Genomic DNA, 22,658 nt, shown 5'->3' with positions numbered 1-22,658 from the left:
CAAGCGTTTTTCATAACTTCAGGTTTCCCTACAGAGCTTTACAAAGCCGCTCCGCGGCGGCCTCCAGCGTCTCTTCGCGTTTGGCGAAACAGAAGCGCACCACCTTGTCGTCGCGTCCGTCGGCATAGAAGGCCGAGACCGGGATCACCGCCACCCCGACCTCGCGCGTCAGCCACTCGGCGAAGGCGCGATCCGGCAGATCCGAGATCCGGTCGTAGCGGGCCAGCTGGAAATAGGTGCCGCGGCAGGGCAGCAACTCGAACGGCGTATCCGCCATCAGCCGGCGGAAGCTGTCCCGCTTTTCCTGGTAGAACGCGGCCAGCCCGAGATGGCGCGAGGCATCCCGCATGTACTCGGCGATGGCCAGTTGCGACGGCGCATGCACGGTGAACACGTTGAACTGGTGCACCTTGCGGAACTCGTCCATCAGCGCCGCCGGGCCGACCACGTAGCCGATTTTCCAGCCGGTGATGTGGTAGGTCTTGCCGAAGCTGGAGACGACCAGGCTGCGCGCCGCCAGCTCCGGATGCCCGCACAGGCTGGCATGCCGCTCGCCGTCGAAGACGATGTGCTCGTAAACCTCGTCGGACAGGATCACGATGTCGGTGCCGCGCACCAGCTCCGCCAGCTGGTCGAGATCGGCCCGGGAGAGCAGGCTGCCGGTCGGGTTGTGCGGCGAATTGAGCATGATCATCCGCGTCCGCGGGGTGATCAGCGACGCCACCTGCTGCCAATCGGGCGCGTAGTCGGGAAACTTCAGCTGGGCATGGACCGCCTTGCCGCCGACCGTTTCGATGGCCGGCACATAGCTGTCATAGACCGGCTCGAAGACGATCACCTCGTCGCCCGGCCGGACGAAGGCGGCGACGGCGGTGAAGATGGCCTGCGTCGCCCCCGCCGTGACCGTGACCTCGGATTCGACATCGAAACGCGGGCCGTACAGGGCGGCCACCTTGTCGACGACGGCCTGGCGCAGTTCCGGCAGACCGGCCATCGGCGCGTACTGATTGCGCCCGGCGAGCATGTGGCGATGCACCGCATCGAACAAGGCCGGCTCGGCCTGGAAGTCGGGAAAGCCCTGCGACAGGTTGACGGCGCCGCATTCGGCGGCCATGCGGGACATGACGGTGAAGATGGTCGTTCCCATGGCCGGGAAGCGGGAGTCGATGCGAAGCTTGGTTTCCATGGTCGAGCCCTGAACAGACGAGACGGGCACTATGCCACAGTCGGCCGGCCGGGCGCTGCGCCCGCCTCAGGCGACGACCAGCACGTCGCCCTGCGCCTCGGCCAGCAGGTGCTTGGTGGTGCTGCCGAGCAGCAGCTCCTCGAAAACGCCCGCGCCGTGCTTGCCGACCACGATCAGCTCGCAGTCGAGTTCCTGTTCGTACTCGAGGATGCGTTGCGATACGTCGCCGTTGACCATCACCGTGCGCAGCCGGCCGGGCTCGATGCCGCTCGTCTCGAGCAGGCCGGCCAGGTTGGCCTGCGCCCGGGCGGCGGCCAGGGAACGGTAGTGCTCGATCTTCGCCTCGTCGACACCGGCATAACGCAGCTGGCCCTCGAAAGGCACCTCGTAAACATGCATCGCCGTGATCACTGCGCCGGGAGCGATCTCCGCCGCCAGCTTCAGGGCGCGCAGCGAAACCGGCGAAAAATCGACGGGAACCAGCACGCAACGGTAGCGCTCGTGGGGCGGCAGCCTGACCACCAGCACCGGCACGCGCGCCGAACTGAGCAAGCGCTCGGCGGTCGAGCCGAGCAGGATATGGCGCAGGAAGCTGGCGCCCCGGGCCCCGAGCACCAGCAGATCGGCCCGGGCGGCATCGACGCGGGCCAGCAAGCCGGGCAACAGGTCGCCGGTGGATAGATCGAGGGCCGGCGCGACGGCGAAGCGCTGCCGGACGGATTCCCCCAGCTCGCGCATCGCTTCGCGCAAACCTTCCTGCAAGGCTTCCGCCACCCGCTCGTCGGCCGTGCCCAGCAACTGCCGCAACTGCGCCAGCGGGGCCTGGCTCGCCACATGGATCAAGGTCAGGCAGGCATCGCGGTCGGCGGCGAGCATGGCCGCCCGCTCGCTGGCATGACGCGCCGGGGCCGACAGGTCGGTGGCGGCAACGATGCGGTTCAAGTTCGTCATATGCGCTCTCCCTTGCACGAGACACCAAGACAATCAGCGGCTGCCCAGCCTCTCCTCGCTGCGCCGCAAAACGTGGCCGGCCATGCCGCGCGCCAGCTCTTCCTCGCCGAGAAAGACGGTACCCAGCTTTTCCCGGCGCAGCAGCTCGGACTCGACCTCGCTGTGCGTGCGCAACACGATGTCGATGTCCGGATTCAGCGCCCGCGCCGTGGCCACCATTTTCCGCACGTCGATCGGGTCGGGGGTGGCGACGACGAGCATGGCGGCGGCGGCGACATGCGCCTGAATCAGGACCGAGGCTTCCGCCGCATCGCCCGACACGGCCGGGATGCCCCGCTGGCGAAGGATTTCCACCAATTCCCGGTTCTGTTCGGCGACGACGAAGGGGATGTTCCGCTGCAGCAAGTCCTCGGCGATGCGCTGCCCGACGCGCCCGTAGCCGACCAGCACGACCTGGCGTTCGAGATACTTGCGCTCGGTGCTCGTCGGCAGTTCGGCATACGGGTCGTCGCGCTGCTCGAGCTGGCGCGCCACCGACGATTTGCCCAGGACCCAGCGGCGCAAGGGTTCGACGACCGAGAACATCACCGGGTTAAGGGCAATCGAGATCAGCGCGCCGGCCAGCACCAGGCTCATGCCTTCGGCCGACATCAGCCCCAGCGCCTGGCCGAGACCGGCCAGGATGAAGGAAAACTCGCCGATCTGGGCCAGGCTGGCGGCCACGGTCAGCGCGGTATTCAGCGGGTAGCGGAAGGCCAGCACGATGGCCAGCGCGGCCAGCGTCTTGCCGAGCATGATGATGGCGACGACGATCAGCACGCGCAGCGGTTCCTCGAGCAGGATGGCCGGCTGGAAGAGCATGCCGACCGAGACGAAGAACAGCACCGAGAAGGCATCGCGCAAGGGCAGGGACTCCTCAGCCGCGCGGTGGCTGAATTTCGATTCGCGCATCACCATGCCGGCGAAGAAGGCGCCGAGCGCGAAGGAAACGTTGAACAGGGAAGCCGCGCCGTAGGCGATGCCGATGGCCGCCGCCACCACGGCCAGCGTGAACAACTCGCGCGAGCCGGTGCCGGCCACCTGCCAGAGCAGCCAGGGAATCGCCTTGCGGCCGACCGCCAGCATCAGGCCGATGAAGGCGCCAACCTGGAGCAACGTCTTGGCCACGGTCAGGCCGACCGATTCGCCGGCCGCTGCGGAACCGGCCTCGCCGCCCAGCACGCCGGCCAGCGGCGGCAACAGGACCAGTACGAGGACGGTGGCCAGGTCCTCGACGACCAACCAGCCGACCGCGATTCGCCCGTTCATGCTGTCGAGCACGCCGCGCGCCTCGAGCGCCTTGAGCAGGACGACGGTGCTGGCGCAGGACAGCGACAGGCCGAACAGCAGGCCATGTCCCCATTCCCAGCCCCAGGCCTGGGCCACGCCGAGGCCAAGCAAGGTGGCGCAGGTCATCTGCACCACGGCGCCGGGGACGGCGATGCGCTTGACCGCCAACAGGTCGCCCAGCGAAAAATGCAGGCCGACGCCGAACATCAGCAACATCACGCCGATCTCGGAGAGCTGGGCGGCGAGATGCATGTCGGCGACGAAACCCGGCGTTGCCGGTCCGATCAGGATGCCCGCCACCAGATAGCCGACCAGCGCCGGCAATTTGACGCGTTCGGCCACGAAGCCAAGAATCAGGGCCACGCCAAAGCCGGCGGCCAGGGTCGTAATCAGGGAAATATTGTGTTCCATGCATCCTTTCCGGTAGTCACTTACGCTTTTATCATCAATTCGGTCCCGCACCGACAGTCGTGACGGAAATATCGGTCAGGAAAAACCGGACAGACACGACAGCCGGCCTCCGCCACGCACGCACTGATTGACCGCCGAGCCACCCGGCAGTTCATCGCCCGGCGAACAAGCCGCCCGGAATCCCGCGGCTATGCCAAAATTCGCCCCATGAACATCGACGGCATTCCCACTCGTACCCTGCGCGCCCATCCCGAGCGGCGCGTCATCGACATCATCGACCAGACCCGCCTGCCCCATGCGCTGCACTGGGTCCGCGTCGCCACGCTGGACGAGGCGGCGCACGCCATCCGCGCCATGCAGGTGCGCGGCGCCCCGCTGATCGGCGCCACCGCCGCCTACGGCCTGGCCATCGCCCTCGATTTCGAAGGCTCCGACCGGCGCCTGGCCGAAGCGATCGCCGTGCTCGGCGCCACCCGGCCGACCGCCGTCAACCTCCACTGGGCGCTGGCCCGCATGGAAAAGCTGCTGCGCCCGCTAGCGGCCGATGAACGCTGCGCCGCCGCCTGGACCGAAGCCGCCGCCATCGCCGAGGAAGACGTGGCGCAGAACGCCGCCATCGGCCGGCACGGCCTGAAGCTGTGGAACGAGCTGATCGTCGCCGACGGCCGGACGCTGAACATCATGACCCACTGCAACGCCGGCTGGCTGGCGACGGTGGACTGGGGCACCGCGCTGTCGCCGGTCTATGCCGCGCACGACGCCGGGGTGCCGGTGCATGTCTGGGTCTCCGAAACCCGGCCGCGCAACCAGGGCCTGCTCACCGCCTGGGAACTGGAACAGCACGGCGTGCCGCACACCCTGATCGCCGACAACGCCGCCGGCCTGCTCATGCGCCAGGGCCGGGTCGACGCGGTGATCGTCGGCGCCGACCGCATCGCCGCCAACGGCGACGTCGCCAACAAGGTCGGCACCTACCTCAAGGCGCTGGCCTGCGCCGACAACGGCATTCCCTTCTACGTCGCCGCGCCGCGCTCGACGCTCGACTTCGCCTGCCCGGACGGCGCCGACATCCCGATCGAGGAACGCGACGGCGACGAATTCCGCCTGGTGCACGGCCTCGACCGCCACGCCCAACCGTCGGCGCTGCGCCAGCTGCCGGCCGGCGAGGATGTCGCCAACCCGGCCTTCGACGTGACGCCGAACTGGCTGGTCAAGGCCATCATCACCGAGCGCGGCGTCTGCGCCGCCAGCCGCGAAGGCCTGCTCGCGCTCTACCCGGAGGAAGGCCGTGGCTGATTTGCGCGACGATCTGATCGCCACCGCCCGCGCCATGCAGCCGGCCGGGCTGAACAGGGGCACTTCGGGCAATGTCAGCGTGCGCCACGGCGACGGCTTCCATATCACGCCGACCGGCATGGCTTACGACCGCCTGCTCGCCGACGACATTCCGCTGATGGCGCTCGACGGCACGCATGCCGGCCGGCGCAAGCCGTCGTCGGAGTGGCGCTTCCACCGCGACCTCTACGCCGCCCGGCCGGAGGTCGGCGCCGTGCTCCACGCCCATTCGCCCTTCGCCGTCAGCCTGGCCTGCCTGCGCCGCGACATACCGCCCTTCCACTACATGATCGCCCGCTTCGGCGGCGATACGATCCGCTGCGCCGACTACGCCATTTTCGGTTCGGATGCCCTGTCGGCATCGGCGATGACCGCGATGGCCGACCGCAAGGGCTGCCTGCTCGCCAACCACGGCCTGCTCGTCGCCGGCCACGATCTCGACGATGCCCTGGCGCTGGCCGTCGAACTGGAGGAGCTGTGCGAACAATACTGGCGCGCCTGCCAGCTGGGCGAACCGGTGCTGCTGTCGGCCGGCGAGATGGCCGAAGTCCTCGTCAAATTCGCCGGCTACGGACAACAATGAGCACGGATCACGACCTCGCCCGCTGGGCGCACCGGCACCACTACGGCACCGGCAATGCGGCGGCCGAACGCGGCACGCGCCTGGTGCTGTGGATCACGCTCGCCACCATGCTGGTCGAGATCGTCGCCGGCTGGTGGTTCAACTCCATGGCGGTGCTCGCCGACGGCTGGCACATGAGCTCGCACGCCCTGGCCATCGGCCTGTCGGCCTTCGCCTATGCGGCGTCGCGCAAGTACGCCAACGACCCCAGCTTCGCCTTCGGCACCTGGAAGATCGAGGTGCTGGCCAGCTACACCAGCGCCATCTTCCTGCTCGGCGTGGCCGGCGCGATGATCTTCGGCTCGCTCGAACGGCTGTGGTCGCCGCAGCCGATCCACTACGCCGAGGCGATGGGTGTCGCCGTCTTCGGCCTGCTGGTCAATCTCGTCTGCGCCCTGATCCTGGGCGGCGCGCACGGCCACGACCACGGGCACGATCATGGGCACGGCCATCACCACGATCACGGCCATGACCACCACCACGACCTCAACCTCAAGGCCGCCTACATCCACGTCGTCACCGACGCGCTGACCTCGGTACTGGCGATTGCCGCCCTCGCCGGCGGCTGGCTGTGGGGCTGGGCCTGGCTCGATCCGGCCACCGGCCTGGTCGGCGCGGTACTGGTCGCGTTATGGGCGAAGAACCTGATCGCGCAGAGCGGCCGCGTGCTGCTCGACCGGGAAATGGATCATCCGGTCGTCGACGAAATCCGCGAGGTCATCGCCGCGCTGCCGGCGGCCGGCAACACGCTGCTCACCGACCTGCACGTCTGGCGCGTCGGCAACGGCGCCTATGCCTGCGCGCTCAGCCTGCTCACCCACGATGCCGGGCTGACGCCGCTGCAGATCCGCCAGGCGCTCTGCGTGCACGAGGAGATCATGCACGTCACGGTCGAGATCCATCGCTGCGATATCTGCTGAGCGGCGCCCCGCTCAGGAAAGCTCGTGCCGCTCGCGCTCGAGATGGGTGATGTAGCGCTGCACCCGGGCTTCGGCCGGGCGCGGCAGATCGTTGAATTGCAGGCCGATGCGCCACTGCCGGAAGCCGCCCCGGCTGTCCCGTTCGGTGATGTGGCGGACGGTCGCGCTGAACAGCAGGTCGTGCGCATCGTCCGGCAGGGAAAAGCGGCAGTTGGGCAGCACGCTGCCGCTGACCAGGTCGTCGGCCAGCGACGCGGCGTTGAGCCCGATTCCCGCCACCGAGATATCGTGCGCCGCCAGGCTCAGCAGCGCGCCGCCCGGCAGGCGGCCGTGAAACTGCAGCGGCTTGACCCGCGGCGTGTCGATGCGGAAAAACTCGCGGCGCTGCAAGCGAACGAGATGCTCCGGCAGGCCGATGGCAAAGGCCTGGCTTCCCGCGTAGAGAATCTCCCGCGCCTTGCCGCCGACGAACTGGACGTGAATCCCGCCCGGCCGGGCGACGAAGATGCTGCGCTCGCTCTGCAGAAAGCGCCGGTTGGTCTCCAGGCTGCCGCTGCAGTCGAAAACCAGCATCTGCTTCTCGGGCAGGACGGCGAGCAGCGTGGTCAGGAACATCTCCTCGCCGCCATGGAACTGGACGGAAAACCCGGTTTTTGCGCGCGCAAAGCCATCCAGCGTGAACGCCACCGGACGTTTGCCGACGACATGGAAACGCGCTTCGATCTCGGCTTCGGAAAGCTGCGCGATCTGGCTCACGGCAACTCCAGCACGCGCAGCAACGACGCCGTGTCGTCGCGCCCCCAGCCTTGCGCCATCAGGGCGTTGAGCTGCTGGTCGACGACCGCCGCCAGAGGCAGCGGTACGCCGCTCTGCCTGGCCGCTTCGAGAACCAGTCCGAAATCCTTGTGATGCAGGCGGGCTTCGATGCCGGCTGCGAAATCGCGCCGCACCATGCGCTCGCCCATCACGTCGAGTACCCGCGAGGCGGCCGAGCCGCCGGCCAGCGCCGCGCGCACCTGGCCGCAATCGACGCCGGACGCCGCGGCCAGCCGCATGGCCTCGGCCACCGCCTGGATGGCGGCCACCATGATCATCTGGTTGCACGCCTTGGCGACCTGCCCGGCGCCGTTCGGCCCGATATGGACAATGCGCTGGCCGAGGCAGGCGAGCAGCGGACGAACCCGCTCGAGCACCAGGGCGTCGCCGCCGGCCATGATGGCGAGCGTGGCGTCGATGGCCCCCTGCTCGCCGCCGGAAACCGGCGCGTCGAGCATGTGGATGCCCCGTTCGCCGAGCTTGGCCGCGATGCGCCGGGCGACGTCCGGGGCGATGGTCGAGCAGTCGACCAATACCGAATCCCGCGCCATGCCGGCGCTCAGCCCCTGCTCGCCGAGCACGACGCCTTCGACATCGGCGCTTGAGGTGATCATCGTGAACACCACCTCGCAACGCCGGCCCAGCTCGGCAGGCGTGGCGCACACGGTGGCCGGCAGATCGCCGACGCTGTCCGGGCGGCGTGCCCAGACGAAGAGTTCATGCCCGGCCCGCTGCAGGTGCAAGGCCATCGGACGCCCCATGACGCCGAGGCCGATGAAGCCGACTTTCATGATGCCTGGCCCGACAGCTTTTCCAGCAGCTTGAGCACGGCGACGGAATCTTCCTCGCCGTGGCCGCTGCCGACCATGGCGTTGAACATCTGCGCCGTCGCCGCCGAGCCGGGCAGGCACAGGCCGAGCTCGTGCGCGGTCTGCATCACGATATTGAGATCCTTCTCGTGCATCCAGCTCTTGAAGCCCGGCTTGAAATTGCGGTCGAGCATGCGCTGGCCGTGATTCTCGAGGATGCGCGAATAGGCGAAGCCGCCGAGCAGCGCCTCGCGCACCTTGGCGCCGTCGACGCCGTTCTTCGCGGCAAAGGCCAGCGCCTCGGCAACGGCCAGCACGCCCATGCCGGTGACGATCTGGTTGGCCGCCTTGGCCACCTGGCCGGCGCCTGACGCGCCGACGTGGATGACGTTCTTGCCCATGCAGGCGAAGGCCGGGCCGGCCTTGGCAAAACCGGCTTCGGTACCGCCGGCCATGATCGACAGGGTGCCGGCGATGGCGCCGACCTCGCCGCCCGACACCGGCGCATCGACGAAATCGATGCCGGCCGCCGCCAGTTCCTCGCCGATCCGGCGCGCCGCCCCGGGCGCGATGGTGCTCATGTCCACCGCCACCAGCCCCGGCTCGGCGCCGCGGGCGACGCCGCGCATGACTTCGGCGACGTCCGGCGCATCGGCCACCATGGAAATGACCAGCTCGCAACCCTTCGCCGCATCGGCCGGGTCGAGCGCCGCCCGTGCGCCGGCGGCGACGAGCGGTTGCATGGATTCGGCGCGGCGCGCCCAGACGCTGAGGTCATGGCCGCCCTTGATGAGGTTGAGCGCCATGGGGCGCCCCATGATGCCGAGGCCGATGAATCCGATCTTCATAGAAAACTCCCAGTCGAGAAGCCTCGAATTTTAGGCAAGCGCCAGGCCGGGTCAAGACCGTTCAGGCGGGAAGCGCCCTGAACAGGCCGAAGCCGCCGAAACCGACAACCTCTTCGGCCGACGCCGGCTGGTAGAAATGGAAGCCCTGCACCCGCTCGCATTCCAGGGTGCGCAGGAACTCGGCCTGGGCAAAATTCTCGACGCCCTCGGCGACGAGCTGCAAGCCGAGCGAACGGCCGAGCAGCACGATGGAGGTGAGCAGCGACGCGGCATCGGGATCGCTGTCGACATCGGCGAGGAAGGAGCGGTCGATCTTCAGGCGATCGAGCGGGAAGCGGCGCAGGTAGGCCAGCGACGAGTAGCCCGTCCCGAAATCGTCGATCGCCAGCTTGATGCCCATGTCCTTGAGCTCGGCCAGCGTGCGGATCGCCTCGTCGACGCCGTGCATGACGGTGCTTTCGGTGATTTCCAGCTCCAGCCGGTTGGCGCTGACGCCGGTCTCGGCCAGGATGGCGCGCACCGAGCGCGCGAATTCCGGCTGGCGGAACTGGTGCGCCGATATGTTGACCGCCATCTCGCCCATGTCGACGCCCTGGTCCAGCCAGGAGCGCACCTGGCGGCAGGCGGTGAGCAGCACCCAGTGACCGAGGGGCAGGATCAGGCCGCACTCTTCGGCCACCGGGATGAACTCGGCCGGCCCGATCAGCCCGCGCTGCGGGTGGCGCCAACGGACCAGCGCCTCGACGCCGACCACCTTGCCGCTGAGCAGATCGACCTGCGGCTGGTAGTGCAGGACCAGCTGGTTCTCGGCCAGCGCGCGCCACAACTCGCTTTCCAGGTGCAGGCGCTTGGTGGCCGCCGCGTTCATCGGCTCGGTGAAGAACTTGTAGTTGGCCCGGCCGTGGGCCTTGGCGTAATACATGGCGGTGTCGGCGTTGCGGATCAGCGCCTGGCCGTCCCGTCCGTCCTCGGGATAGAGGCTGATGCCGATCGACGACGTCATGTGCAGGATATGGCCATCGACGTCGCAAGGCTCGCTGATCAGCTTGATCAGGCGATCGGCCAGCGCGATGGCCGTTTCCTCGTTATCGAGCTGCTCGATGAAGATGACGAATTCGTCGCCGCCCAGGCGGAACAGGCGCCGGGCCTGGTCCATGCTGGCCCCGAGCCGGCGCGCCAGTTCGGCCAGCAGGCGGTCGCCGGCGGGATGGCCGAGCGAGTCGTTGACCGTCTTGAAATTGTCGAGATCGATGACCAGCAAGGCCATGCGGTCGATGCCCGGCACCGCCCCGTCGAGCGCCTTGAGCAAATGGGCATCCAGCGCCAGGCGATTGGGCAGGTTGGTCAGCGGGTCGTGGCGGGCGAGATACTCGAGGCGCTGGGCCTGCGCCTTGCTCTCGCTGGCATCGCAGAAAACCGCGACATAGTGCGAGATATGCACGCCATCCTCGCAGATGGCCGTGATGCGCATCTGCTTGGGATAGATCGTGCCATCCTTGCGCCTGTCCCACAGCTCGCCTTCCCAGTAGGCATTCTCGGCGACGAAATCCCAGACGTTGCGATGTCCGGTCAGGCCCTGGTGCCCGGCGCTGAGGCGGGTCGGCGTCAGGCCGATGACCTCTTCCGATGCGTAGCCGGTGATGGCGGTGAACGCGGCGTTCACCGACAAAATGCGTTGCGCGCTGTCGGTCAGCATCATGGCTTCCGACGCGTGATCGACGATCAGCCTCTGCAAGGCCAGCCGGGCCGACGCCTCGACCCCGGTGCGCCGCATGTGCCGGCACGCCTGCCAGACGAGCAGGGTCAGCAATGCCCCCAGCGCCAGCACGCAGCCCACCCTGGGCAGATCGGCGCGCAGGTTCCCGACGGCCGACAGGGCAAGCCCCGACTTCACGGGGTAAGCGAGCATCCACAGGTCGTGGCCGATCAGGCTCCACACCAGCAGAAGAGCCGCGAAGGCAACGAGACCATATTTTCGACCGGGAACGGTCGGGCTGACAGGCAAGATTCGGCTACCGGAACATGAACATGGCTGGCAGTGTAGCCGAGAAAAATATTACTTTCAGCCTAAATCGATTGCACTACAGAAAAAAGACATTGCGCATATACAACAAGCGCTTACGACAGACTATTAATCCTTGACCTGAAAGTACTTTCGGCGGCGTTGCTTATTCGCAACAAGCGCCGCCGTCGCCCTTCCGGAAGCCCATCCGGCGCAGCAGTTTTTCCGGCGGGCAGAAGCCCGTAAACCCGCTCTGCAGCAGGTTGAAGCCGACGAAGGCGGTGAAGGCGAGGAACCAGCGGGAGACGAACAGCGGGCTCTCGTCGACGCCCAGTGCCAGCGACAACAGGATGAAGCTGCCGGCCATGATCCGGATCACGCGTTCGATGGTCATGATTTTTCCTTTCCGAAGGCTGAGAAATAGAGCACGGGAATCACCACCAGGGTGAGCAGCGTGGACACCAGGATGCCGAAGATGAGCGCCAGCGCCAGGCCGTTGAAGATCGGGTCGTCGACGATGAACAAGGCGCCGAGCATGGCGGCCAGCGCGGTCAGGGCGATCGGCTTGGCGCGCACGGCGGCCGACTGGATCACCGCGTCGCGGACGTTCATGCCGCCGGCCACCTGCTGCCGGATGAAATCGACCAGCAGGATGGAGTTGCGGACGATGATGCCGGCCAGGGCGATCATGCCGATCATCGAGGTGGCGGTGAATTGCGCGCCGAACAGCGCGTGCCCCGGCATGACGCCGATGAGTGTCAGCGGGATCGGCGCCATGATGATCAGCGGCACCGAATACGAGCCGAAGTGGGCGACGACCAGCAGGTAGATCAGGATCAGGCCGACGCCATAGGCGATCCCCATGTCGCGGAAGGTTTGGTAGGTCACCTTCCACTCGCCGTCCCACTTCACGCTATAGCCCGCATAGGGGTCCGGCGGCTGGCGGATGAACCATTCGCCCAGCGTTCCCCCCTCGTCGAGGGCCATGCCGTTGATCCGCGAACGGATGTCGAACATGCCGTAGAGAGGGGAATCAAGTTTGCCGCCCATGTCGCCGACGACATAGACCACGGGCAGCAGGTCCTTGTGGAAAACGGCCTTCTCGCGCGCCGCGTCGCGCACCTCGACCAACTCGGAAACGGCGACCAGCCGCCCGTCGCGCGAACGCACGCGCAGCTTCAGCAAGGCGTCGAGCGACGACTGGCGCTCCGCCGGCAGGACGATCCGGACCGGCACCTCGTGCTTCGAATCGGCATTGCGGGCCGGCGTCACGTCCATCCCGGCCAGCCCCATGCCGACCACCTCGACGATATCGCTCTGCGCCACGCCGAGCTGCGCCGCCTTGCTCTGCAGCACATGCAGCACCAGCTTGCGGCTGTCCGCCTCGACGCTGTCATCCACGGCGACGACGTCGGCGCTCTGCCCGAAAGCCGCCCGCACCCGCTTGCCGACGGCCATCTGGCCGGCGTAATCGGGGCCGTAGACCTCGGCGACGATGGGCGACATGACCGGCGGCCCCGGCGGCACCTCGACGACCTTGGCAACACCGCCGTTGGCCTGGCCGATGGCCTCGATGCGCTGGCGAACCGCCACCGCGATGTCGTGGCTCTGCCGCGTGCGATGGTGCTTGTCGGCCAGGTTGACCTGGATGTCGCCCTTTTCCGGCGCGGCGCGCAGGTAGTACTGGCGCACCAGGCCGTTGAAGTTGATCGGGCTGGCCGTGCCGGCATAGGCCTGGTAATTCACGACATCGGCTTCCTTCGCCAGCTCGCCGCCGATCTCGTGCAGCACGCGCGCCGTTTCCTCGACGGGCGTGCCGACGGGCATGTCGAGCACGACCTGGAACTCGCTCTTGTTGTCGAAGGGCAGCATTTTCAGAACGACCAGCTGCAACCAGGCGAGCGACACCGAGCCGAGAATGAGCAGGACGATCGCCAGCGCCAGCTTGCGCCGCGCCGCACCGCCGGTGAGCGGGTCGAGGAAGGGCGTCAGCAGCCGGCGGAAGGTCGCATCCAGCCTGGCGTCGAGCCGGGAAACCCGGTCGCCGCCCGGCGCATGGCCCGGCGCCTTCATCAGGCGGGCGGCCAGCCAGGGCGTGACGACGAAGGCGACCGCCAGCGAAATGGCCATGCCCATCGACGAATTGATCGGGATCGGGCTCATGTACGGCCCCATCAGCCCGGTCACGAAGGCCATCGGCAGCAGGGCGGCGATGACCGTCAGGGTGGCCAGGATGGTCGGGCCGCCGACTTCGTCGACGGCGTCCGGAATGATCTCCGCGAGCTTCTTTTCCGGATACAGGCCTTGCCAGCGGTGAATGTTCTGGCTACGGCCGTCCGCTTCTGCGGACTTAACGGTCGCTTCGCTCGCGTTAGCCTGCGCCGAAACATTCATCGCCATGTGGCGATGAATGTTTTCAACAACCACGATGGCATCATCGACCAGTATCCCGATCGAGAAGATCAGCGCGAACAGCGACACCCGGTTCAGCGTGAAGCCCCAGGCCCACGACGCGAACAGCGTCGCCGCCAGGGTCAGGGTCACGGCGAGGCCGACGATCACGGCCTCGCGGCGCCCCAGCGCGAAGAAGACGAGAGCCACCACGAAAGCCGTCGCGAAAATGAGCTTGCCGATCAGTTTCTGCGCCTTCTCGGTCGCCGTCTCGCCGTAATTGCGGGTGACCGTGACCTCGACGCCTTCCGGAATCACCGTATCGCGCAGGGAGGCCACCCGTGCCACCGCCGCCCCGGCCACATCGGCCGCATTGACCCCCGGCTGCTTGGACAACTGCACGGTGACCGCCGGGAACTCGCCCTCGCGATTGCCGAACCAGGCATAGCGGCGCGGCTGGTCGGGGCCATCCTCGACGCTCGCCACATCGCTCATGAAGACCGGCTTGCGCGATTTCTCGTCGCCGCGCACCGCCACCACCAGCTGCTTCACGTCGCCGGCCGACTCCAGGTAGGTGCCGGTATGCACCAGCACCTCGCGATTGCCCGCCGTCAGGCTGCCCGACGGCTGCAAGGCGTTCGATACCTTGAGCGCCCCGGCCAGGTCCTGCGGCGTCACCCCGTAGGCGCTCATCCGCTCGGCATCCATCAGCACGCGGATGGCGTGATCCGGGCCGCCCAGCGTGGACACGTCGCGCGTCCCCTTGATGCGCTTGAGTTCGGTCTCGACGGCCCGCGCCACCTGCTGCAGCTCGAAGGCCGAGCGCCCGGCATCGGCGGTCCAGAAAGTCAGCGACAGGATGGGCACGTCGTCGATGCCGCGCGGTTTGATGACCGGCTCCTGCACCCCCAGGTTGGGCGCCAGCCAGTCGCGATGGGAATGTACCGTGTCGTACAGGCGCAGCACCGCGTCGTTGTACTTCACCCCGACATCGAACTGCACCGTGATCACCGCCATGCCCGGGCGCGACATCGAATAGACATGCTCGACGCCGTGCAGGCGCGACAGGACCTGCTCGCCGGGCCGGGCGACCAGGTTCTCGACATCCTTGGCCGAAGCGCCGGGGAAGGGGATCAGCACGTCGGCCATGGTGACGTCGATCTGCGGCTCCTCCTCGCGCGGCGTGACCAGCGTGGCAAAGAGGCCCAGCAGGAAGGCGACCAGCGCAAGCAGCGGCGTCATCCGCGAGGCCAGGAACAGGGCGGCGATACGCCCGGAAACCCCCAGCGGATTCTTGGCGGCGGACACGGCTTATTTGCCTGACTTGAGCTGGATGCCGACCCGGACCGGATCGGTCGCCACCTTGTCGCCGCTCGCCAGCCCGGCCAGCACCTCGATTTCGGCATGCCCGACCGGATCGCCGAGACGGAGCTGGCGCAGGGAAAACCGGCCATCGGCCGCCTGCACATAAACGGCGGAGACCTCGCCGCGGCGCACGACGGCAGCCGACGGCACGGTCAGTTTCTCGGCCTGCCCGGTGACGAAATGAACGCGGGCGAACATCCCGGGAATCGCTTCCGGCATCGCCGGCAAGCCGATCCGCACCGGGGAGACATGGGTCGCCGCATCGGCTGTCGGCAAGACCTGGACCGAGGTCGCCGTCACCCACTTGCCCAGTTCCGGAAACTCGACCCGCGCCGTCCCGACGGCGCGCATCTCCTTCAGGCGATACTGCGGAATGCTCGCCGTCACGCGCAAGCCGCCCGGCTGATAGAGCGTGAACAACGGCGCCCCGGGCATGGCCATGTCGCCCGCCTCGGCATGGCGACGGGCGATGACGCCGGAAATCGGCGCCACGACCGTGGCATGGCTCTGCCCGGCAGCCGCCGCGGCGCGATTGGCCGCGGCAGCGTCGAGATCGGCCCTGGCCTTGTCGACGGCCGCCTGGCTGACGAATTTCTGCGCCTTGAGTTGCTGCTGGCGTTCGAAATGCACCTTGGCATTGGCATGGACGGCATCGGCGGCGCGCGCCGCTTCGGCGGCCTCGCGCGCATCAAGGCGCATCAGCACGTCGCCCTTGTTCACCACCTGCCCGGCATCGGCCCTGACCTCGAGGATGCGCCCGGCCAGCCGGGCGCCGACCGTGGTCTGCTGGACGGCTTCGACCAGCGCATCGGCCGGGAAGCCCAGATCGACGGCATGCGGCCGCACGGTCACGACCGCGGCCGGCTCGGCGGCAAGCGCAGCCGCGACAAACAGGGGCAAGCCCCACGCGAAAGGACGAAAGGCATTTGCGTTCATGAATATAAGAATACTCTAATTCACGAGCGCAGTGCAAGCCAGGGCGCCGCGAGCGCGTTGATTTACCGCGGGTTTTCAGCCCGCTGGAATCAGGCCGGCTTCCAGATATTGCGGCAGCGCGTTTCGACGATCCACCAGCTGCACGCCGCACCGGCCAGGGCCAGCGCCACGGCAACGCCCAGGCCGCCGCGCCAGGCGGCGAGATCGTAGACCCGGGCCCCGGCCACCATCTCGCCCCGCCAGCCGAGATCCATGACCCAGCCGACCAGCGGCTGGCACAAGGCGGCGGCGAGGAAACTGCCCATGTTCGTGACGCTGGTCGACATCCCCGACAGCATCGGCGGATTGACTTCCTTGGCACACGCCCAGGTCAGGGAGAAGCCGGCCGTGGCCACGCCGAGCAGGCCGAACATCGCGTAGGAGAATTCGATCGGCAGACGGATGCCGGACAGCAGCCACAGCCAGACCAGCGCGTAAACATGGCTGGCGGCGATGATGACCGGCTTCCGCCGCCCCAGGCGATCCGACAGCGTGCCGAGCAGCAGGCAACCGACGGCGAAGCCGCCGAACCACAGCGACAGATGCGACGCCGCCACCGGCCGCGCCATGTCGTGCACCTGCATCAGGTAGGGCACGGTCCACAAACCGGCGAAGGTGAAGAAAGCACCGCAGGTTCCGGTATTGACCAGGATGGCCGGCCAGGTCGCGCGGTTGCGCACGACCGACAGCAGGCTGTTGAGCAGGACGGTACGGTCGAAGCGGGGAGCCGCGCCGGGCACGCCATCCGGCTGCTCCGGCCGGTCGCGCACGATCAGCCAGCACAGCGCCGCGAGCACCAGGGAAAGCGCCCCGACGCCGATGAACACGCCGCGCCACCCCGTCGCCTGCGCCACGGCGGAGAGCGGCGCCCCGGCCAGCACCGACCCCAGGTTGCCGATCAGCATGCAGATGCCGACCATGGTGGCGAAGCGGTTCTCCTCGAACCAGACGGCGATCAGCTTGAGCATGGCGATGAAGGTCACCGACACGCCCAGGCCGATCAGGGTCCGCCCGAACAGGGCCACGTCGAGCGACGGCGCAAAGCCGAACAGGAAGCTGCCGATGCCGCCGACCACCCCGCCCAGCACCAGGATGCGGCGCGGCCCCAGGGTATCGGCCAGCATGCCGGTGGGCACCTGCATGACGGTATAGACATAAAAGTAGGTGGCCGCCAGCACGCCGAGCGAGGCCGCCGAAGTCTGGAAGGCGGCCGCCAGGTCGTTGGCGATGCCGGCCGGCGCGAAACGCTGGAAGAAGGACAGGACGTAGGCCAGGGCCACGATGCCCAGGGCCAGCCAGCGTCGGCGCATTTGCGCGGGAGTCAGGTTCAGCATGTTCTCTCTCTGGGAATATTGTTTTATTTAGTCAGGCTGCGGTCGATGGCGGGCAGCCGGCCGCCGGGCGCCGCCTACTTGTGGGCGAGAACCCACTTGGCCAGGGTTGCGGCCTCGGCATCGCTGACGTTGTTGGGGGGCATGGGAACGGTGCCCCACTCGCTCTTGCTGCCGGCCTTGATCTTCTGGGCCAGCGCCGCCTCGGCTCCCTTCTCGCCGGCCCGCTTGGCGACGATGTCCTTGTAGGACGGCCCGACGATCTTCTTGTCGGCGGCGTGGCAGGTCAGGCAATTCTTGGCCTTGGCCAGTTCGTCGGAGGCCTGCGCGGTGCCGCCGGCGGCGATGCCGGCAAGGATCAACAACAGCGTTTTGCTCATCTTTCTTTCCTCACATTTTCATGTTTCGTTAATGGCGCAGCAGCCCCCTAGGAGGCCGTTTCGATCAACAGTTGTTCGATCTCGATGCGCCCGACCGGGCTGGCCATCGCGATCAAGGTAAAGCCGGGCTTGAGCAGGAAATCCTTGTCCGGATTGAACTGCCACCCGCCGTTGCGCTCGCGCACGGCGAGCAGCACGTAATTGGCGCTGCGCAGTTTCAGCGAGCCCAGGGGCTTGGGGATGAAGCCGGCCGGCACGGCCACCTCCTCGACGCGCAGGTTCTTCTCCGACTTCAGCATTTCGTCGAGGAAGGAGACCACGTGCGGACGGATCATCGCCGACGCGATGCGCATGCCGCCGGTAAAGTCGGGCGAGACGATGGCGTCGGCCCCGGCCTTGCGCATCTTTTCGATATTGCGCTGCTCGGTGCAGCGGGCGACGACGCGCAACTCCGGCTTCAGCTGCTTGGCGGTGATGACGATCATCAGGTTGCGCGAGTCGTCGCCGGTGACGGCGAACAGCCCCCGGGCATCTTCCAGGTCGGCGGCGAGCAGGACATCGTCGTCGCTGGCGTCGCCGTGCAGGTAGAGGAAGCCGGGGTTGCGTTCCTTGTAGTCCTCCAGGCGCTGCAAATCCTCGTCTATCCCCACGAAGTGCCGGTTGGTCGCCTCCAGTTCATGCGCGATGTTGCGCCCGACGCGGCCGTAGCCGCACAGAATGAAATGGCCTTTGAGTTTCTTGATTGCTTTTTCCATGCGTTTTCTCCGCAGGGTTCCATTGAGGTCGGTTTCGAGCAGGGCGACGGTGACGACCGAAAAGAGCAGCGACAGGTTGCCGGCGCCGAGGATGCCGATGACCACGGTCAGCATGCGCGCCGGCTGGTTGCTCGACATGTCGATGATCTCGCCGAAGCCGATGGTGGCGACGGTGATGAAGGTCATGTAGAAGCAGTCGAACCACGAGTACTTGTGCTCGGTCAGCACCATGTAGCCGATGGTGCCGAACAGGTGCACGAAGACCAGCGCACCGATGGCGATATACAGCAGCCGGAGGATGTAGCCGGCCTGCATGGTGCCGATCGCGGTCACGCCACCGGTCTTGCTCATTCCGCGATGGGTACCGATTGCGTCATGAAGATGACCGCCTTGCCGCCATCCATGTTGACATGCAGCGCTTCGACCAGCGGCGGGTTGACCGGCTGCTCGGCATCCCACTTGATGACGAAATTCGCCCCCGAGCCGCCCGAGGCGTCATTCAGTTCGACGAACAGCTCCAGCGTGCCGAGCGGCGGGATCGCGGCCCCGTTCGGCACGCGCTCCCCGAGCAGCTTGCCGTGGGTGTCGAAATACTTCGCCGACAGTATCCGCAGCGCCCTGCGCGGATCGGTGTTGCGAATGCTGACCAGGGTCGACAGCAGCACCGTCGAGGCCTTGCCGGTTTTTCCCAGGTTGCCGTACAGCATGTGGGAATAGACGGGGAGATACAGCACCTGCCCCTTGCTCGGGGCGCGGACCTCCTGGGCGTTCGCTCCCGACATGGCGCCCAGCATGCCCATCGCCAGCCCGCACAGCAGGCTTCGTGACGCGCTCCGAAAATTCATGGTCTCCCCCTTGTCCGTACCGACAGTACGCAGCCTTGCGGCCATTTTTCCCCGATTCTGCCATAAGTACCACCAACCCAATGCAGCGAAGCGCCCCTGGCCGGGCGGAACGGCTGAGCCACGCAGTTAGGCTCAGCCGGGCATACCGCCCAGCGCCTCGCGCAGCATCCCGGGCAGCGCGGCCCAGTCGAGGGGTTTCGCCACGTAGCGGGCCGCCAGGGCGCGAACGCGATGCAAGAACGCGTCGTCCCCCCGCCCGGTAATCAGGAATACCGGAAACGCCGGGCCATGGCTCTGCCGGATGGCCGCGCAGACCTCGAGGCCGTCCAGCCCGGGCATCTCGACGTCGAGCAAGGCGGCGTCGAAGGCCTGCCGGCGAAACATGGCCAGCGCATCGTCACCGTCAGCCGCCAGCGCGATGGAAAAGTCATCCCCGGCAAGCGCGGCCCGGAACAGCAGCGCGGCCGTCGGGTCGTCGTCGGCAACCAGGATGCGCCAGGGCGGACGGCTCATTTGTCCAACTCCTTCAGCAGGGAGCCGAGCGCGACCTCCACGCGCTGCCAGGCGGCACGAGCCGCCTCGGCGGCGGCCGGGATTTCGTCCCAGCGCTCGGCCCGCGCGGCTTCTTCGAGCGCCTTGCAGCACCCCGCGAACGGCTCCGCCCCGACATTGAAGCTGCTCGATTTCAGGGCATGCGCCGCCTTGGCCAGCGGCCCGGCATCGACATCGGCAAGGCCCTGCTCCAGTCTGGCCAGCTCCCGTTCGGCCGCCTTCAGATAAGCCTGCACGACCTGGGCCACCAGTTCGTCGCCGCCGCTTGGCGACAGCGCCCGGATTTTATCGAAGGCAGCCCGGTCGATGGCCGGCTCGTCGGCCGCACGCGGGTCCTTGTACCCCATGCCGACCGGCGGCACCCGGGCGCCCTGGAGCGGACGCCGCCGTTCGGCCGGCAGCCAGTGCGCCAGGATGGCGCGCAGCGCCTCCCCGGTATAGGGTTTGGCCAGATAGTCGTCCATCCCCGCCGCCTCGCAACGTTCGCGGTCGCCGCGCATGGCGTTGGCGGTCAGGGCAATGACCGGCAGATGCCTGCCGCTTCCGGCCTCGCGCCGACGCAGGGCGGCGGTCGCCGCATAGCCGTCGAGCACCGGCATCTGACAGTCCATCAGCACCGCATCCACCGTCTCCTGGGCGAGGATATCGAGCGCCTGCTGGCCGTCCTCGGCGACGACGACCTCGAGCCCCATGCGTAGCAGCTGGGCCCGCGCCACGATCAGGTTGCTCTCGTTGTCCTCGGCGATCAGCACCCGCCCGCGCAGCTTTCCGGAAGCCCCGGCCTGGGCGTCGTCGCGCCGCCCCGGCCGTTCGGCCGGCATCGGCGATGCGCCCCTGGGCAGAACGAGGCGGACGACGAACGTCGCCCCGTGGTCGGGGGCGCTTTCGACGTCGATCGCCCCCCCCATCATCTCCACCAGCCGCCGGCAGATCGCCAGGCCCAGCCCGGTACCGCCGTACTTGCGGGTGGTCGAGCCGTCGGCCTGCTGGAAATGCTCGAATATCCGCTTCTGGGCGCCGAGCGGAATGCCGACCCCGGTATCCCTGACCGTCAGCACCACCGCCAGTTGGCCGGGCTCCCTCTCGCTGGCCTGGAGGCGCAGCAGAACCTCGCCGCGCTCGGTGAACTTGATGGCGTTGCCGAGCAGGTTGGTCGCCACCTGCCGCAGGCGCAGCGCATCGCCGCGCACCACCAGGCTGCCCGTCGGCGGCAGCTCGGACGACAAGACCAGCCCCTTGCGCCCGGCCGCCTGCGCAAAAATATCCTGCAATTCTTCGAGCATGGCCCGCAGATCGAAATCGGCGCAATCGAGTTCCAGCTTGCCGGCCTCGATCTTGGAAAAATCGAGAATGTCGTTGATGATCCCCAGCAGGTGCTGACCCGAGTGCGCCACGGCCTCGACGAACTGACGCTGGCTGGGCGTCAACTCGGTCTCGAGCAGCAGTTCGGTCATGCCCAGCACGCCATTCATCGGCGTCCGAATCTCGTGGCTCATCGTCGCCAGGAATTCGCTCTTGGCCAGGCTGCCCGCCTCGGCGGCCTCCTTGGCCAGGCGCAACTCGCGCGTGCGCTGCTCGACGATCTGTTCCAGATTGCCCAGATGCGCCGACAGCCAATGGTCCCGTTCGCGAATCTGCTCGAGCATCTGGTTGAAGCCGTTCGCCAGCTGCCCGATTTCGGTCACCTGACTATCGGCGGCACGCGCGTCGAGCCGGCCGACCGAGACGTCGGCCATATGTCCTGTCAGCTCCTGCAGGGGCTCGACGAGCCGGCCGACCAGGCGGGACTGCAGGTGCAGGGCTATCGCCAGGGCGGCGAGCATTTCGATCAGGATCAGCCCGAGATAGCCGAGCAACTGCCGATACAGCTGCCCCAGGTCGACCGACACCAGCAGCCAGCCCTTGCTGCGACCGCCGACCTCGGCCGGCGTCAGGAAATCGATACGCTGCCAGGAGTAGCGGTGGCCGGCGACAGGATCGCTCAGGAAGTCCGGCGGGTACTCGTCGCCATGGCGGGCGAGCAGCGAGCCGTCCTCGCGAAATACGCCGACCTGTTTCAGATAGGGCATGGTGCGCCATGCCGCCAAGACGCCGGCCGCCGCCGATTCGTCGGCGATGCGCAGGACCGGCGGCGTGCCTTCGCGCAACAGGTCGATGCGCTGATACACCTCGTCCACCCGCCCCTTGACGCTCATCCAGGCCGAGGTGAAGGCGACGAAGACCGTGAGCAGCAGAACGGCCAGCGCCAGCACCGAAAAGTTGATGCGCGCCAGCCTGGCGCGCAGCGAAACCGAAGCCGGCCCGCTCATCGCGCCAGCGCCTCCGGATCGCTTGCCCGCCGGGCATCCGCCGCCCCCCGCCAGGCGCCGCGGAAATCCGCCTGCAAGCGCGCGCGCAAGGCCTCGGGAACGCGCTCGGCGCCCCCCGCCAGGCGCGCCAGCAGGCAGTTCTCCAGCGCCCCGGCGCTGGCCGCGAGCGCCGTCGCCCCGACATTGGCGGCAGCGCTGCGCAGGGCATGAACCTGTTTTCGCTCGCGCGCATCGTCGCCCACGCAGCCCTGCCACGCCGCTTCCCAGTCGGCAAAATGCGCGACGAACAGGCCGACGGCCTGCCACCACAGCGCCGGTTGATCCAGCATGCGGCCAACCGCCGCCGAGACATCAAAACCATCAAGAGAATCAGGAACCAACATGGACTCCGGGAAAAATTCCAAATTCATTTTCAACATCAACCAAGCTCGTATTTTCGCTCGGTATTTCGGATCAGTGTAAAAGAATCGCAAAACGCATCCTTTTGTTTACATTCGATTACAATCCCTTCTTTCCGGATGGCAAC

Annotated in this window: 20 protein-coding genes; 3 read left to right on the top strand and 17 right to left on the bottom strand. The window is 67.4% G+C overall.

All coding sequences use genetic code 11. From position 1 onward, the window contains the following. Positions 1–28 precede the first annotated feature (28 nt). From Q0P59_RS01635 to ybaL, 3 genes are all read right to left on the bottom strand, one after another. Positions 29–1,186 (bottom strand): pyridoxal phosphate-dependent aminotransferase, encoded by a 1,158-nt coding sequence (locus Q0P59_RS01635; protein WP_295002818.1) that lies wholly within the window; start codon positions 1,184–1,186, stop codon positions 29–31. Positions 1,187–1,252: 66 nt separating this feature from the next. Further along, positions 1,253–2,137: a universal stress protein gene (locus Q0P59_RS01630; RefSeq protein ID WP_295002816.1), complete on the bottom strand. Its 885-nt coding sequence runs from the start codon at positions 2,135–2,137 to the stop codon at positions 1,253–1,255. 33 nt (positions 2,138–2,170) lie between these two features. Further along, complete coding sequence (ybaL, locus tag Q0P59_RS01625; protein WP_295002814.1) at positions 2,171–3,877, bottom strand: YbaL family putative K(+) efflux transporter; 1,707 nt, start codon at positions 3,875–3,877, stop codon at positions 2,171–2,173. Between the two features lie 207 nt (positions 3,878–4,084). On the opposite strand from ybaL, the gene mtnA reads away from it, so the two are divergent. Genes mtnA through dmeF form a run of 3 tightly spaced genes read left to right on the top strand, consistent with a single transcriptional unit; the run spans position 4,085 to position 6,754 of the window. Next, complete coding sequence (gene mtnA / locus Q0P59_RS01620) at positions 4,085–5,173, top strand: S-methyl-5-thioribose-1-phosphate isomerase (RefSeq protein ID WP_295002812.1); 1,089 nt, start codon at positions 4,085–4,087, stop codon at positions 5,171–5,173. Continuing rightward, the gene (locus tag Q0P59_RS01615) at positions 5,166–5,795 is read left to right on the top strand and encodes a class II aldolase/adducin family protein (RefSeq protein WP_295002810.1); all 630 of its coding nucleotides are present in this window, start codon (positions 5,166–5,168) and stop codon (positions 5,793–5,795) included. The genes mtnA and Q0P59_RS01615 overlap by 8 nt, the downstream gene beginning before the upstream one ends. After that, positions 5,792–6,754 (top strand): CDF family Co(II)/Ni(II) efflux transporter DmeF, encoded by a 963-nt coding sequence (gene dmeF, locus Q0P59_RS01610; protein ID WP_295002808.1) that lies wholly within the window; start codon positions 5,792–5,794, stop codon positions 6,752–6,754. Before Q0P59_RS01615 ends, dmeF begins: the two co-directional genes overlap by 4 nt. 12 nt (positions 6,755–6,766) lie before the next feature. Here the strand turns inward: dmeF and Q0P59_RS01605 are convergent, their stop codons facing one another. From Q0P59_RS01605 to Q0P59_RS01540, 14 genes are all read right to left on the bottom strand, one after another. Beyond that, positions 6,767–7,510, bottom strand: a complete 744-nt coding sequence (locus Q0P59_RS01605; protein ID WP_295002806.1) for a flagellar brake protein — start codon at positions 7,508–7,510, stop codon at positions 6,767–6,769. Beyond that, the gene (locus Q0P59_RS01600; protein WP_295002804.1) at positions 7,507–8,361 is read right to left on the bottom strand and encodes an NAD(P)-dependent oxidoreductase; all 855 of its coding nucleotides are present in this window, start codon (positions 8,359–8,361) and stop codon (positions 7,507–7,509) included. The genes Q0P59_RS01605 and Q0P59_RS01600 overlap by 4 nt, the downstream gene beginning before the upstream one ends. Next, entirely contained in the window at positions 8,358–9,227 is an 870-nt protein-coding gene (locus Q0P59_RS01595; RefSeq protein WP_295002802.1) for an NAD(P)-binding domain-containing protein, read from the bottom strand. The genes Q0P59_RS01600 and Q0P59_RS01595 overlap by 4 nt, the downstream gene beginning before the upstream one ends. Before the next feature lie 61 nt (positions 9,228–9,288). Next, on the bottom strand, positions 9,289–11,232 hold the full coding sequence (locus tag Q0P59_RS01590) for an EAL domain-containing protein (protein ID WP_295002800.1): 1,944 nt from the start codon (positions 11,230–11,232) through the stop codon (positions 9,289–9,291). A 163-nt stretch (positions 11,233–11,395) separates the two neighbouring features. Then, on the bottom strand, positions 11,396–11,623 hold the full coding sequence (locus Q0P59_RS01585; protein WP_295002798.1) for a DUF2892 domain-containing protein: 228 nt from the start codon (positions 11,621–11,623) through the stop codon (positions 11,396–11,398). Further along, positions 11,620–14,928: an efflux RND transporter permease subunit gene (locus Q0P59_RS01580; RefSeq protein WP_295002796.1), complete on the bottom strand. Its 3,309-nt coding sequence runs from the start codon at positions 14,926–14,928 to the stop codon at positions 11,620–11,622. Before Q0P59_RS01580 ends, Q0P59_RS01585 begins: the two co-directional genes overlap by 4 nt. A gap of 3 nt (positions 14,929–14,931) precedes the next feature. Next, positions 14,932–15,921 carry an efflux RND transporter periplasmic adaptor subunit gene (locus Q0P59_RS01575; RefSeq protein WP_295002794.1) on the bottom strand — a complete coding sequence of 330 codons (990 nt, stop codon included), beginning with the start codon at positions 15,919–15,921 and terminating at the stop codon, positions 14,932–14,934. Positions 15,922–16,010: 89 nt separating this feature from the next. After that, on the bottom strand, positions 16,011–17,294 hold the full coding sequence (locus Q0P59_RS01570; protein WP_295002792.1) for an MFS transporter: 1,284 nt from the start codon (positions 17,292–17,294) through the stop codon (positions 16,011–16,013). A 74-nt stretch (positions 17,295–17,368) separates the two neighbouring features. Then, the gene (locus tag Q0P59_RS01565) at positions 17,369–17,671 is read right to left on the bottom strand and encodes a c-type cytochrome (RefSeq protein ID WP_295002790.1); all 303 of its coding nucleotides are present in this window, start codon (positions 17,669–17,671) and stop codon (positions 17,369–17,371) included. A gap of 47 nt (positions 17,672–17,718) precedes the next feature. Further along, positions 17,719–18,777 (bottom strand): potassium channel protein, encoded by a 1,059-nt coding sequence (locus tag Q0P59_RS01560; RefSeq protein WP_295002787.1) that lies wholly within the window; start codon positions 18,775–18,777, stop codon positions 17,719–17,721. Continuing rightward, on the bottom strand, positions 18,774–19,271 hold the full coding sequence (locus Q0P59_RS01555) for a DUF3124 domain-containing protein (RefSeq protein ID WP_295002785.1): 498 nt from the start codon (positions 19,269–19,271) through the stop codon (positions 18,774–18,776). The genes Q0P59_RS01560 and Q0P59_RS01555 overlap by 4 nt, the downstream gene beginning before the upstream one ends. A 132-nt stretch (positions 19,272–19,403) precedes the next feature. After that, positions 19,404–19,784 (bottom strand): response regulator, encoded by a 381-nt coding sequence (locus Q0P59_RS01550; protein WP_295002783.1) that lies wholly within the window; start codon positions 19,782–19,784, stop codon positions 19,404–19,406. Beyond that, positions 19,781–22,132, bottom strand: coding sequence for an ATP-binding protein (locus Q0P59_RS01545; protein WP_295002781.1), 2,352 nt, complete (start codon positions 22,130–22,132; stop codon positions 19,781–19,783). Before Q0P59_RS01545 ends, Q0P59_RS01550 begins: the two co-directional genes overlap by 4 nt. Continuing rightward, positions 22,129–22,461 (bottom strand): Hpt domain-containing protein, encoded by a 333-nt coding sequence (locus Q0P59_RS01540; protein WP_295002778.1) that lies wholly within the window; start codon positions 22,459–22,461, stop codon positions 22,129–22,131. The genes Q0P59_RS01545 and Q0P59_RS01540 overlap by 4 nt, the downstream gene beginning before the upstream one ends. Positions 22,462–22,658: the final 197 nt, after the last annotated feature.

It is taken from the genome of uncultured Dechloromonas sp. (assembly GCF_945957265.1).
Classification (GTDB): domain Bacteria; phylum Pseudomonadota; class Gammaproteobacteria; order Burkholderiales; family Rhodocyclaceae; genus Azonexus.
This window is presented reverse-complemented; position numbering and strand designations above follow the sequence as displayed.